A 13,749-nucleotide genomic window follows, 5' to 3' on the forward strand; every position below is an offset into this window, starting at 1 on the left:
ACAGTGGGTATTTTATATGGTTTAGGTACTAAGTATTTTTGAGTTATGACTTCGTATTTAAAAATAAAAAAATTGCTTAATAGATCTTCAAAAGAAGATAGACAATTAACCTTAGCTGAAACACTTGATGTACTAAACCATTTAGAAAAAATAGCTGAAGACAAATTGTTAATCAGAAAACTTGTTTCAAAAATTCTATATATAAAAAACAGTACATCAGAACACGCTTCATTAACTAAACGAGAACTCCAAGTTCTCAAACTAATAGGATGTAATTTTAAATCAACTGAAATCTCAACAACACTCTCTATTAGCAGTAATACAGTGTCAACCCATAGAAAAAATATTATAAAAAAGCTTGGAATTAAAGGCACTAGGCAATTGAAAGTAATTGCAAGCGAACATGTAAAAGGAGAACTTTAATTGACAAAAAACTACCCATTAATGGTTATTTTATAAAAAAATAAATAACCGTAGATTTGACCTTAATCAAAACTAATCAATTATGACTAAATTAAAAAAGACTGATTTTGAGGTCACTAACGTCTCGAAATCCAGCACATTCAAAAAAGTAGTTTTTACTTCGTTAATTGCTTCATCACTAGCAATGGGATCTTGTGTTTCTGATCCAGCTAGTTGTACAGATGCAAATTCATTTGACAACGTAGGTAGTGGATCTGCCTGCGTAGATTCTGACTAGTAAAATTCTCACTAAGTACACCCGCTCAATTATGACATTACAAGAAATATTAGCTCCAATAACATTGGAAGACTTTTTTACAAACTACTACGAGAAAAAACATCTCGTAATTAGAAAAAATAATAGGGAAACATTTAAAGATGTTTTGACTGTAGAAGATTTAGATAAAATGTTTTACACAGTATCAAACCATCATCCTAACTTTAGGCTAGTAGACCACTCACTTGATGAAGTACCAGACCCTAAATCATATACTGTAAAAAATAGTGATCTAATTGATCCTCTAAAATTTGTAAAATCTTTTGAAGCGGGTTGTACTTTAGTAATGAGTAACCTCGAACACAAAATTGAGGGTTGTCGTAGATTGACAAATGAGTTTGAATCTTTTTTTAAACACCGAACTCAATCTAATATTTACTTAACCCCAAAAAACGCACAAGGGTTTGCCACACATTACGATTCTCACGATGTATTTATCCTCCAGTTTGAAGGATCTAAAACATGGCGTATTTATAATAATGCAATGCCTTTGGCAGATAAATCTAACGCTTTCGTAAAAGAAGGTTTTGAGCCTGGACCAATAGAAGATGAGTTTACACTACACCAAGGAGATGTACTTTATGTGCCTCGCGGTATAGTTCATGATGCATATTGCACAAACGAAAATAGCGGGCATATCACAACTGGACTTTTAGGAAAAACTTGGGCAGAACATTTAGGCGAAATGTTATTAGAAAGAAGTAAAAACCACCTTGCTCTAAGGCGTTTTACAAAATTACACGAACTACCCAACATTAACTACAATCAAGAAAAAACTGAGGTTATTGATGCTTTAAAAGAAATTATCAACTCCTTAGAAAAAGACGAAGAATTAATTGATGATTTTTATAGTAGACAAAAATCAATCTCTAAAGGACATTTACTTCAAATGTTAGACGTCCATGCATTGAATGGCGACTCTAAAATATTACTCAAGGAAAAACATAAAATCCGTATTTCCCAAAATGAAGAAGTATTTTCTATAAAGTTTTATGACTTACAACTTACAATGCCGCTGGCTGCCGAATCATTTTTAAGTGCACTTTTCAGTTTTACTACTCCTCAACGAGTAGCAGATATTCCCAGTTCTATTGATAAAGAAAGTAGTATACTAATGGCACAGGAATTATCAAAGCTAGGCTTACTAGAAGTTAGCTAAAAACATATGTTTCCCTTATTTGCGACTATTATTAACTAAATTAAAATTTAATTAGGATAGGTTAATTATCTTGATTTCGTTATAAAACTAGCATATTTCAGTTAAAATATACCCGCTATTGGGTATTTCAAATAAGTTAATGTACTAGTAATTTTACTGTTATAAATTTAAAACTTTCTAACAATGAAAAAATTACTACCCTTATTTGTGCTACTAGCATTATTTTTAACAGGATGTGAAAAAGATGATCCACCAGCAACTCCAGTAATCGAAATAGACAATCGCGTTGTATTTTGGTCAAACTTTCAAGGCGAACCCATTACAGTTTATATAAACGGAAGTAATGTAGGTACAATCACAGCAATTAGTTCTAGCTCTCCAGGATGCGGATCTTCCGGAAACATAACAAGAACACTCTCTCCCGGAACATACTCATTTACAGCTTCAGAAAGTGGAGACAATCCTTATACTTGGAGCGGTTCATTTAATATTGAAAGTGATGTTTCTTGTCTTAATTACTTATTGCATATATAATTCAACTAACTAACCGAAATAGAAAAAGCCCGAAGATAAGTCATCTTCGGGCTTTTCAATTTATTAAAATTTCAGCTTAGTTCTTCGCTGGAAGATTACTATAATTTTTAGCATAGTCTAACATTTGAGATTCAAATGTTGTAGGTTGTACAATATCAAAACCTGTAATTTCACCATTATCATTCATTGATGGAGTAATAACAGGATTTACAAACCCACTATAAGGAGCTGATGTAAATTGCTTATTACGCTCTAACACTTCTGCGTGAATAGCTTGATCCACTTTCACGCCATAGCCTTCTACTAAAGCTTCAACAGCAGCAAAGTCACCTTCACTTTTAATACGTTGAGTTTCCCTTAACAACTCACCAAATAAACCGTGTAGTTTTTCGTAATCGTTTATTTGGAAATATGTTTTACCATCGCGAGATACTTTTTCGATAACATTGTCTTTAGCACCTTTTTCGAAAACCCAAGCAGAAACCCATTGTCGGTTACGCATATGTGCTTCCTCAACATCATCACCTAAATTTAATCTAATTAATTGTGTCATTAAACCGTTACGAATATAACCATCGTAAGCTGTCATACCAGTTTTTTTCCAATCCTTAACAAGACCTAATTCTTGTAATTTAGGATTGTACAAATAGTAAAGTCCAACTAAATCTGCACGACCTTCTTCTAGTGTAGATGCGTAGTTTTTTAGTGTCTCTTTAGTTTCTTTAACACCAGGATTTAATTGACCAGAAGCGTGACCAATTACTTCGTGCAATGCCGTATGTAATTTATCTGCTAATTGTCCATACTCCTTTTCCATTTCGTATTCCTCGTCGCTATTCACAAACTCTTTTAATCTTCCACTACTTCCAGCATTATTATAGGCATTAATAATGTTTCCTAATGAAACCGACTTAGATCCTACTTCTGCACGAATCCAGTTAGCATTTGGCAAATTCACACCTATTGGTGTACTTGGAGAAGCATCTCCAGCCTCACCAGCCACATTTACTACTTTGTAAGAAACACCTACAACATTTTTCTTTTTATGCGCTTCCATTAAAGGAGAGTTATCCTCAAACCATTGAGCATTTTCTGAAAGAACCGCCATTTTTTCAGACATATCAAAATCCTTAATCTGCACGATAGTTTCATAAGAACCTCTGTACCCCATAGGATCATTATACACTTCAATAAAACTATTGATATAATCAATATTCCCTTCAGTTGCAGCAGTCCAAGCCACATTATAATCATCCCAAGTTTGTAAATCACCTGTTTTATAATACTTGATAAGAAGCCCTAATGCATCTCCTTGTGCTTTGTTTTCTGCAACACCTTGTGCTTTTTCTAGCCACATAATAATTTTATCAATAGCAGCACCGTAAAGACCTCCAGACTTGTAAACACGCTCAACAAGCTTTCCATTTTCTTTTACTAACTGTGAGTTAAGACCATAAGACAATGGTTTTTCAGGATTAGGAGATTCTTTTCCCTTGTAAAATTTTTCAACATCTGCATTCCCTACATTAGGACCGTAAAAGTTTACTGCACTCATTTTCACATTATCAACACCTTTTGCTTGGTTTACTTTTTTAATATCTTTATCATTAAACAACACATCAAAGGCTTCACCCTCTAACTTCGTGTTAGTATCAGCTAATAATTGTTTTAGGTAATCTGCTGAAAACTCAGGAGTCATTTTATCATTAGAATAATGATGGTGAATTCCGTTAGCAAACCATAAACGTTTCATATACATTTCAAAGTTCTTCCAGTCTTTAGAATCTTTATCACCACTGTATGTAGTATAAATATTTTCAAAAGCTTTTCTGATTGTTAAATTATGACGGTAGTTTTGATCCCACATAATATCACGACCTTCAAGTCCTGCTTGTGTAAGGTAGTATACTAATTTCTGTTCCTTTAAAGTTAAATTATCCCAACTTGGAATTTGGTATCGTAAAACTTTGATATCGCCAAACTGCTCAACGTTATAATCAAAATTTTCTGTTTTTGCTGTCGCCTCAGTATTGTCAGCCGTTTCGTCTGTTTTTTTCTCACCACAAGAAAAAAACATTAGCGATGAAAACGCTGCTGCGATAATCAATGATTGTTTCATAATATCTAGTTTAATTTTCACAAATGTAGCAAAATTATCAACGAGCCATATCTTTAAATTGGTTCCAGTTTATAAGCGGAAATTTTAATGGTTTTAAAGTATTTAGATGTTTAATATTTCGGTAAAAATGAAACAAATTACTTGCAATTTTCAAAATCAAAAATTGCATATCTTTACCGCATATTAATGAATCCCTTTGATTATGAAATTTTTAAAATATATTTTCTTTTTATTACTAATTGTCATAATAGTAGGTGCTTTATATTTTGGCACAAAAGACGGAACTTATGAAGTTGCCGAATCCAAAATAATGGACGCACCTGCATCTGTCATTTACGACAATGTAAAGGATTACAAAAATTGGCAAAACTGGGGTCCTTGGATGACAGTAGATCCAGATATCAATATTACATATGCGGAAAAAACCGAAGGCGAAGGAGCAACGTACTCTTGGACTAGTGATAATATGGAAGTTGGAAATGGCTCGATGGAGACTTTAAAAGTAATCCCAAATAAAGAAATTGAACAAAAAATTACCTTCAACACACCTATTGGAGATTCTAAAAGTGATGTATTTTGGAAATTTGAACCTGTTGAAGGCACACCATCTCAAACCAAAGTAACATGGGGAATGAAAGGTGAACAATCGCTATTAGAAAAAGTTTTTATGACATTTCAGGATGAAGATTTAGAAACTAGTATTTCTACAATGTACCAAGAAGGACTATCGAATCTTGAAAAAGATGTTAAAGATGAAATGCAACGTTTCGAAATTACTGTAGATGGCATTACTAAATACGGGGGCGGCTATTATTTATACGCTACCACTGCCGCTAGAATTCAAGATGTTGGTATGAAAATGGGGCAATTAATGAATGAAGTTACTAGCTTTATGACTCAAAATAATATTGCAATGTCTGGACCAACATTTACGGTTTATAATCAAATAGACGAAGGCAATGGAACCGCAATTTTTTCTACTGGAGCTCCAGTAAGAGAGAAGATTGAAACACCTAATGGTAGTCCAGTAATTTCTGGATATATGGAACCTGTTACTACCATTAAAGTTATTTTAAAGGGAGATTATAAAAACTTACAAGAAGCTTACACTAAAGGAGCTAATTTTATTATTAAAAATGGGTATACACCTCATCCAACAGCAAAGATGTTTGAAGTGTATGCTACAAACCCTAAAGAAGTTCCTAATCCTTCGAACTGGATTACTGAAATTTATTTACCTATTTTAGAAATTGAAACACCTCAATAATGAATCAATTTTTATTAGTTTTTTTAGGTGGTGGTTTAGGAAGTGGCATACGTTATTTAATTAGCGGCTACTTAAACAACAGCACATTTCCGCTAGGAACACTAACAGTCAATGTAATAGGAAGCTTTTTAATGGGAATACTCTTAGGCGAGCTTTTGCGCAATCATAACCTATCTACATCCTTGTTATTATTTTTAGCAACTGGTTTTTGTGGTGGATTCACAACATTTTCTGCCTTTGCTTTCGAAAATATGGAATTTTTAAAAAATGGTGATTACCCTAATTTTCTATTGTACACTTTCGGAAGTTTAACTCTTGGAATTGCAGCTATCTTTTTAGGGATATGGATTAGCAAAACAATAATTGCTTAAATATTATTTTGAAATATTAATTCAATTAATGTTTCTCATATGCCATAACACCTGCCCTAACCGCAAGTTCTAGGTGATTTTCTTTAGGCGGGATTGGGCAAGAATAATTGCTATTATATGCACAATAAGGGTTATAAGCTTTATTAAAATCTAGCACCAAAGTATTTCCCTTTGGGATTTTAGTATCTAAAAAACGACCTCCACCATAGCTTTCCTCTCCACTTGTCAAATCAGTAAAAGGTAAAAACAAATAATCAACATATTTGGGGTCTTTTACAAGTGCAGTGTTTTGATATAAATTAAGTTTATAAGCTACACCTTCAATTTCAAAATGAGCCTCACCATACTTAACATATTCAGGAAGTCTTGTGGTGGTGGTTGGCATCAAAAATGGGATTTCAGATGCAGTTCGTTTAAAATTAGCAGTTACTCGGTATGTAAGATTTATTGGAAAAAAGTCAAGTTCTTTAAAGTCTTTAAAATCTTCAGGAGTTAATATCGTGGTTTCAGGAGAAGCAAATTTTTCATTTTCAGAAAATTGATATGCTAAAGCATCATTTTCATCAGTATCGTGTTGAGAAAATGCTACAGCAGCAAAGCACAAAATGATAAGAGTAATAACGTTTTTCATTTATGAAATTTTTCTAAAAATACTTTTATTCTAACCAATTCCAAAACATCCAAAATAATAAAACCCTTACAGATGGCATTCTGTAAGGGTTTTGCACTAATATACCAAGTTAACGTTTTAACGTAACCGATCGACAGATTTTACGAGGTCCTCATCCCTTTTGATGGCTTTGTTAGCCAACACTAAAAAAACGATAGAAATGATGGGAAGTAACACCCCAATACCCTTCTCAGAAACTAATGTTTCTCCGGATAAAGTAAGTGATCTGTATACGAAAACTCCCAGTAATACAAAGTTTAATATGATATTAAGACGATTAATTACAAATTGTAATTGTCGCTTTTTAAAAGACAATATTGATACAATTGCCAAAACAATACTTCCAAAGATCATCCCAAATACTAAAGGCTCACTATTACTTATAACAACAGCCCCTTCAGCGTCGTTGATAATAGGAAACCAAACGTACAGTGCTGCCATCACTAGAATAACAATTACTAAATATACCGTTTGTATGCGTTGAATCATTAGAGATTGACAATTTATTAGAAACAAAAATAAGATTTCTTTTCTAATATAATAATGGAAGTTTTCAATAATTTATTGTATAATTGCAGTATATATCCGTAACCATTTCAATATAGGTTACTTATCTTCAAATAATTTTCAGGAAGTACAAATTACTCCTCCTATTCACAAAATTAAGTACTCACATCATCATTTATTAAATGTTAGAAATTTCAGAATTAAAAGCAAAAAAGTTGCCTGAATTACAGGAACTTGCAAAAGCTCTAAAAGTCCCTAAATACAGAACATTAAAAAAACTTGACCTAGTTTACCAAATACTAGACTATCAAGCTGCTAACCCAAATAAGGTAAAAGCCGTAGTTAAAGAGGAAGTTCCTTCTGCTCCTAAAACTACTGAAGCTAAAGCTTCTAAACCTGTTGACACCAAACCAGTAGAAAAAACTGTTGAAGTTAAAACAAAAGACGAAAGACCGAAAAGAGAACCTCGTCCTGCAAACAACAAACCTCGCCCAGCCAAAAAAGCTAACCCGAGACCACAACAGAACACTAAAGACTCCACTGACTCTAAAGATTCAAAGGATTCTAAAAATACTAACGACACAAACGTTAAAAGAGAACCGAAACACTCTAACGACAATCGCAATCAAAAAAACAACGATAATCGTCAAAAATCTAACGATAACAAGTCGCCACGCGATAACAAGCAAAAAAACGACAATCGTAATAACAATAATAAAAAAGACAATCGCAATAACGGAAACAAAGATACCCGTAATCGTTATAAAGAACCAGATTTCGAATTTGACGGAATTATTGAAAGCGAAGGTGTTCTTGATATTATGCAAGATGGATATGGTTTTCTAAGATCAAGTGACTATAATTATTTATCATCTCCTGACGATATTTATGTATCACAATCACAGATTCGTCTATTTGGACTTAAAAGTGGTGATACTGTCCTTGGCGAAGTAAGACCTCCAAAAGAAGGTGAGAAGTACTTCCCACTAATTAAAGTAAATAGAATTAACGGTCAAAACCCTAATGTTGTTAGAGACAGAATAGCCTTTGAACATTTAACACCGTTATTTCCTCAAGAGAAATTTAATATTTCTGAAAAACAAAGCACAATTTCAACACGTATTATTGATCTTTTCGCACCAATTGGAAAAGGTCAACGTGGAATGATTGTAGCACAACCCAAAACAGGTAAAACAATGCTGCTTAAAGATATCGCAAATGGTATTGCAGCTAATCACCCTGAAGTATATCAGATGATTCTTTTAATAGATGAACGCCCGGAAGAAGTTACTGATATGCAACGTAATGTTCAAGGTGAAGTAATCGCTTCTACATTTGACAAAGAGCCTTCAGAACACGTTAGAATAGCCAATTTAGTTATTGACAAAGCAAAGCGTTTAGTGGAATGTGGTCATGATGTAGTTATATTATTAGATTCAATTACTCGTTTAGCACGTGCATATAACACAGTTCAACCTGCAAGTGGTAAAATACTTTCTGGTGGTGTTGATGCTGCTGCACTTAACAAGCCAAAACGTTTCTTTGGAGCAGCTCGTAATATTGAAAATGGTGGTTCATTAAGTATTATCGCAACTGCACTTACAGAAACTGGTTCTAAAATGGACGAAGTTATCTTCGAGGAATTTAAAGGTACAGGTAACATGGAATTACAATTAGACAGAAAAATTTCTAATCGAAGAATATTCCCTGCTATAGACCTTACCTCTTCAAGCACACGTAGAGACGATTTATTACTTGACGAGAACACAATACAACGTATGTGGGTAATGCGTAAATATCTTGCAGATATGAACCCTGTAGAAGCAATGGAATTTATCAATGATAGATTTAGACAAACTAAAAACAATGAGGAATTCCTAATCTCTATGAATGCATAGAAATTAAGAATTCTAGATTCTATAAAAAAGGCGCGATACTTAAATGAATCGCGCCTTTTTTATGCTTTAATAAATTTCCCATTTAAATCATATTAGACTAAACCCTATTAACAACTAAATCAAACATTTAGTATTTGTAAGTATGCAATTAAGAAACTTAAAAGAGGTATATTATTACATTAACTGTAGCAACTCAATCAAAGACAGGTAACTCAAACTGAAAAAAATATTGAATATTCCCCTGTTGAAATAAAATGTGAGTTTTATTAAACTTTATTGAATCTATTAAACATAGAATAATAGCCCTACCTCATTAAATAAATATTGAAAGATAATCTTAAAGACTAGGATTAAAACATAAAAAAAGCCCTGTTACAAAAGTAACAGGGCTTTAATATTATTCTAAGTCTTAAGCTTATTGCTTGATCACTTTTTGTGAAAAAGAACCTAAGTTAGTGTCCAAGTTAAGAATGTAAACACCAGCAGCTAAATCAGCGATGTTCATTTGTCCATTCTCTAAAGAAGCACCAGTAGTTTTTCCTAATACATCAATTAATGTAGCAGAGTTCACTTCAACGTTAGAAGGAAGAGTTACATTTAATACGTCTTGAGCTGGGTTAGGGTATACTGCAACACCTGTAAGGTCGTTGTCACCTAATCCTAATGCTTCGTCAGTAACAGTTACGTTTAATGCTGGGAAAGCTTCACCAATTAATCCTGCAATGTTTGTCCAGTTTGTTGCACCTGCTCCAAATAAATCATCAGTATCAATTAAGTAAGGCTCAACGCTAGAAGGGCTACCTAAGTTTCCTAACCAGTTCCATCTTACATCACCAGCAGAATCACCAGCACCTGCAGGAGCTACAACTACCCAGTAGTTTCCAGCTGGAAGAGTAACCTGAGTTCCTCCGTTAGCAGCAGTTACATTAATTCTAAAGTTGTTTGGCACTCCACCTGCTCCGTCATCGAAGAAGTCAAATCCACCACCACCTACAGCAATACCTGGAAGGTCAACTAAAGCTTCACCTGCGAAAGAAGGATTAGAAGCTGGAACATCACCATCATCTTCATAGATAAAAAAGTCAAGTCCTGACATAGAAGGCTCTAAAGCTAAACCTGTAGAAGAAAAACCTTCAACAGCGATAGTTCCAAGAACAACATCTGAATCTAACTCAATTAACTCAGCACAGAATACACCTGCATCATTATCCCCGTTAGAAGAAATTAATCCTTGAGTAGAATCAGCTGGACGATCGATAACAACTGTTTGTGCTACGGCTCCAAAACTGAATGCAAAAGCAGCAGCTAATAAAGTAATTTTTTTCATAATTGTAATTTTAAAGTTTAATATTGTCTAACAAATATAGAAAAGGTATTTTAATATCCTAGAAAAAAAATCAAAAAAACTGTGAAATCACTAAAAAACACCACAAATAGCATTTTAAGGCTTTTTTCACCGTACAAACCTGTGTTAATTGCCCTATTATTAAGCTCATGCAGCAATCACACATCAAAAAATGATGCTACATTAGACCTCACTACACTCTTCGAAACCTCTAATGGCGAAGAAACTGCTAAGTATAGTGATGTAGTAGACTTTTACAAAAATTTAGCTAATTCGTTTCCATCTATTCAAATTTTTGAAGTAGGAACTACCGATAGTGGAAATCCATTACATGTAATTACCTTCTCTACAGATAAATTAGACAAAGATTTTGAAAATGCATTTTTAGCAACAAAATACAAAAACACACTACTTATTAATAATGGTATTCATCCAGGTGAAAGTGATGGAATTGACGCCTCTATGCTCCTTCTTCGTGATTTAGCCCAAGGAAATATAGATGCTCCCAAAAATACTATTATCGCAATTATCCCTATATATAACGTAGGCGGCGCGCTTAACAGAAACAGTACAACTCGTACAAATCAAGTTGGACCATTAGAATATGGGTTTAGAGGAAATGCTCGAAATTATGATTTAAATAGAGACTTTATCAAAACTGACACGAAAAATGCACAGACCTTTAACTATATTTTCAGAACTATAAAACCACAACTTTTTATTGACAACCACGTAAGTAATGGTGCAGACTATCAATACACCTTAACTCATCTTTTTACACAACACAATAAATTAGGAGGCGAATTGGGGCAATACCTAAACAGAAATTTTATGCCACAACTCGAAGATTCATTAAGTAGCAAAGGTTGGGACATCACACCTTATGTAAATGTATTCAATACACAACCAGAGGTAAAAGGCTTCTCTCAATTTATGGATTCTCCACGTTATTCTACTGGATACACAACACTATATAACACATTAGGAATGATGGTTGAAACACATATGTTAAAACCATACAAACAACGAGTTGAAGGCACCTATGAGCTAATGAAAAGTTTTATATCAATTGCAGATGCGGAAGCCGAAACAATAAAAACATTTTACAAAAATGATATTAATAGAATTTCAGCCTCAGATAAATACCCAATTAGATGGGCGATTGATAGCAGCAAAACCACTACCCTTCAATTTAAAGGTTACGAAGGAAAGATTCAAGAAAGCAATGTTACTGGAAAAAATAGATTGAAATTTGACAGAACTAAACCATTTACAAAACCCGTTACTTATTACAATTATTTCAAATCAACCGATTCAATTACAGTTCCAGAATATTATATTATCCCTAGAGGTCAATGGGAAATTCTGGACAGATTAAAACTCAATAATATTTCAGTTAAAGAAATTACTCAGGATACTTTAATTGATGTTGAAGTGTACCATATAGATGATTATAAAACTAGAAATTCTCCTTATGAAGGCCATTACCTTCATTACAATACTTCAACAACAACCACTAAAGAAAAAAACAAATTCACAAAAGGCGATTTTATTGTTAACACTCATCAAGACGGAATTCGCTATCTACTAGAAACACTAGAACCTTCCGCTGTAGATTCTTTTTTTAATTGGAACTTTTTCGACACAATTCTTCAGCAAAAAGAAGGTTTCTCCCCATATGTTTGGGAAGATAAAGCTGATAAACTATTGAAATCTAATCCAGCACTAAAAATAGAATTTGACAACAAGAAAGCTACCGACAAAGATTTTGAGAAAAACTGGTACGCACAATTAGACTGGCTACACAAAAAATCTTCTCATTACGAAAAAGCACATTTAAGATACCCTATCGTTAGGGTGAGTCGTTAAATACTCTTTTGGAAAAAGCAATTTGATATTTTCATAGGACTCCGTTAAGGCTTTTTGAGATTTTTCAAAGTTCTTCCATCGTACTTTAGTAATGCCTTCTTTAGTTTGAGGAACTAGATCACCATCAAAGTCGCTGTACATTTTATACCAATAAGTAACTTTCAACTTAAACTTACCGTTACGTTTAAAAACGTGGTATGTTTTGGTAATGAACGAACGTATTTCAAGACCCGTAACCCCTGTTTCTTCTTCAGTTTCACGAATCGCACCTTCTTGATGAGTCTCACCTTTTTCAATCTTCCCTTTTGGAAGATCCCATTTTTTGTTTCGGCGAATAAATAAAATTTCTTTTTTAGAATTAAACACCATTCCTCCTCCAGCTTCAACAACCGGAAGCTTTTTTAATAGAAATTGCTCTAATTTCTCCTCATTTTTATGGTATAAATTAATGTACCGAAGCTCTCCGCTATTAATTTTTTCAATCAGCTTTTTAAACTTAACAAGCTTTAACGGGATGGTTGTGTATTGTTTACCTATCTTTTTTTCAGTAGATAAAATAATTGGCACGTCGTTGACGAAAACTTTATACATTTGCAACTATGATTTTAAATAAGGAGACTGCTCAAAAAACAGCCGAATTACTGCTGCAAATTAACGCAATAAAATTACAACCACAAGAACCTTTTACATGGGCTTCTGGGTGGAAATCCCCTATTTATTGTGATAATAGAATAACATTATCATATCCAACAATAAGAAACTACCTTAGAGAACACATTGCCAACCAAATAGAACAATTGTACGGTAAGCCAGATGTGATTGCAGGAGTTGCAACAGGAGCTATAGGTATTGGTATGCTTGTTGCAGATTACATGAATCTTCCTTTTTGCTATGTTAGACCTGAAGCTAAAAAACACGGTAGACAAAACAAAATTGAAGGTACAGTTTCAGAAAACCAGACAGTTGTAGTTGTAGAGGACTTAATTAGTACTGGAAAAAGTAGCCTACTTGCTGTTGATGCCTTAAGAGATGCTAAACTAAACGTAAAAGGAATGCTAGCTATCTTTTCATATGGTTTTGATATTTCAGAAGAAAATTTTAAAAATGCGAATGTTACTCTAAACACATTAAGTAACTACGAACATTTATTATTAAGCGCAGAAAAATCTCAATATATTACTGCAGATCAAACTGAGGCATTAAGCAACTGGAGAGAAAACCCTGCTGCTTGGCCAAATGGATAATACCAATCTAACATTTAACCTACTAAA

General features: G+C 33.5%; 14 protein-coding genes. 9 read left to right on the top strand and 5 right to left on the bottom strand.

Going from position 1 to position 13,749, the window contains the following annotated elements; genetic code table 11:
- The first annotated feature begins 45 nt into the window (after window positions 1–45).
- From GBH57_RS09280 to GBH57_RS09295, 4 genes are all read left to right on the top strand, one after another.
- Window positions 46–423 carry a LuxR C-terminal-related transcriptional regulator gene (locus tag GBH57_RS09280; RefSeq protein ID WP_151674214.1) on the top strand — a complete coding sequence of 126 codons (378 nt, stop codon included), beginning with the start codon at window positions 46–48 and terminating at the stop codon, window positions 421–423.
- Between the two features lie 82 nt (window positions 424–505).
- Complete coding sequence (locus tag GBH57_RS09285) at window positions 506–700, top strand: hypothetical protein (protein WP_151674215.1); 195 nt, start codon at window positions 506–508, stop codon at window positions 698–700.
- Window positions 701–731: 31 nt separating this feature from the next.
- Window positions 732–1,898: a cupin domain-containing protein gene (locus GBH57_RS09290; RefSeq protein ID WP_151674216.1), complete on the top strand. Its 1,167-nt coding sequence runs from the start codon at window positions 732–734 to the stop codon at window positions 1,896–1,898.
- 183 nt (window positions 1,899–2,081) lie between these two features.
- Complete coding sequence (locus GBH57_RS09295; protein ID WP_151674217.1) at window positions 2,082–2,432, top strand: hypothetical protein; 351 nt, start codon at window positions 2,082–2,084, stop codon at window positions 2,430–2,432.
- Window positions 2,433–2,508: 76 nt separating this feature from the next.
- Here the strand turns inward: GBH57_RS09295 and GBH57_RS09300 are convergent, their stop codons facing one another.
- Window positions 2,509–4,551 carry a dipeptidyl-peptidase 3 family protein gene (locus tag GBH57_RS09300; RefSeq protein ID WP_151674218.1) on the bottom strand — a complete coding sequence of 681 codons (2,043 nt, stop codon included), beginning with the start codon at window positions 4,549–4,551 and terminating at the stop codon, window positions 2,509–2,511.
- A 202-nt stretch (window positions 4,552–4,753) separates the two neighbouring features.
- Here GBH57_RS09300 and GBH57_RS09305 point away from each other — a divergent pair, with 202 nt between their 5' ends.
- Both GBH57_RS09305 and crcB read left to right on the top strand, forming a co-directional pair.
- The gene (locus GBH57_RS09305; protein WP_151674219.1) at window positions 4,754–5,818 is read left to right on the top strand and encodes an SRPBCC family protein; all 1,065 of its coding nucleotides are present in this window, start codon (window positions 4,754–4,756) and stop codon (window positions 5,816–5,818) included.
- Entirely contained in the window at window positions 5,818–6,189 is a 372-nt protein-coding gene (gene crcB, locus GBH57_RS09310) for a fluoride efflux transporter CrcB (RefSeq protein WP_151674220.1), read from the top strand. Before GBH57_RS09305 ends, crcB begins: the two co-directional genes overlap by 1 nt.
- 25 nt (window positions 6,190–6,214) lie before the next feature.
- On the opposite strand, the gene GBH57_RS09315 is transcribed toward crcB, so the two are convergent.
- Together GBH57_RS09315 and GBH57_RS09320 are read right to left on the bottom strand one after the other, a co-directional pair.
- Complete coding sequence (locus tag GBH57_RS09315) at window positions 6,215–6,820, bottom strand: DUF1684 domain-containing protein (protein ID WP_151674221.1); 606 nt, start codon at window positions 6,818–6,820, stop codon at window positions 6,215–6,217.
- 117 nt (window positions 6,821–6,937) lie between these two features.
- Complete coding sequence (locus tag GBH57_RS09320; RefSeq protein ID WP_151674222.1) at window positions 6,938–7,348, bottom strand: DUF4293 domain-containing protein; 411 nt, start codon at window positions 7,346–7,348, stop codon at window positions 6,938–6,940.
- Between the two features lie 200 nt (window positions 7,349–7,548).
- On the opposite strand from GBH57_RS09320, the gene rho reads away from it, so the two are divergent.
- Window positions 7,549–9,264, top strand: a complete 1,716-nt coding sequence (gene rho, locus GBH57_RS09325) for a transcription termination factor Rho (protein ID WP_151674223.1) — start codon at window positions 7,549–7,551, stop codon at window positions 9,262–9,264.
- Window positions 9,265–9,679: 415 nt separating this feature from the next.
- Here rho and GBH57_RS09330 read toward each other — a convergent pair whose 3' ends face one another.
- Window positions 9,680–10,591 carry a T9SS type A sorting domain-containing protein gene (locus GBH57_RS09330; RefSeq protein WP_151674224.1) on the bottom strand — a complete coding sequence of 304 codons (912 nt, stop codon included), beginning with the start codon at window positions 10,589–10,591 and terminating at the stop codon, window positions 9,680–9,682.
- 81 nt (window positions 10,592–10,672) lie between these two features.
- On the opposite strand from GBH57_RS09330, the gene GBH57_RS09335 reads away from it, so the two are divergent.
- Window positions 10,673–12,478: a M14 family metallopeptidase gene (locus GBH57_RS09335; protein ID WP_235904681.1), complete on the top strand. Its 1,806-nt coding sequence runs from the start codon at window positions 10,673–10,675 to the stop codon at window positions 12,476–12,478.
- Here GBH57_RS09335 and GBH57_RS09340 read toward each other — a convergent pair.
- A complete protein-coding gene (locus GBH57_RS09340; RefSeq protein WP_151674225.1) occupies window positions 12,446–13,069 on the bottom strand; it encodes an NUDIX hydrolase in 624 nt (207 codons plus the stop codon). The genes GBH57_RS09335 and GBH57_RS09340 overlap by 33 nt on opposite strands.
- Before the next feature lie 8 nt (window positions 13,070–13,077).
- Between GBH57_RS09340 and pyrE the strand changes: the two genes are divergently transcribed.
- Entirely contained in the window at window positions 13,078–13,722 is a 645-nt protein-coding gene (gene pyrE, locus GBH57_RS09345) for an orotate phosphoribosyltransferase (RefSeq protein WP_151674226.1), read from the top strand.
- Window positions 13,723–13,749 lie beyond the last annotated feature (27 nt).

This window comes from Patiriisocius marinus (genome assembly GCF_008974325.1).
Classification (GTDB): domain Bacteria; phylum Bacteroidota; class Bacteroidia; order Flavobacteriales; family Flavobacteriaceae; genus Patiriisocius; species Patiriisocius marinus.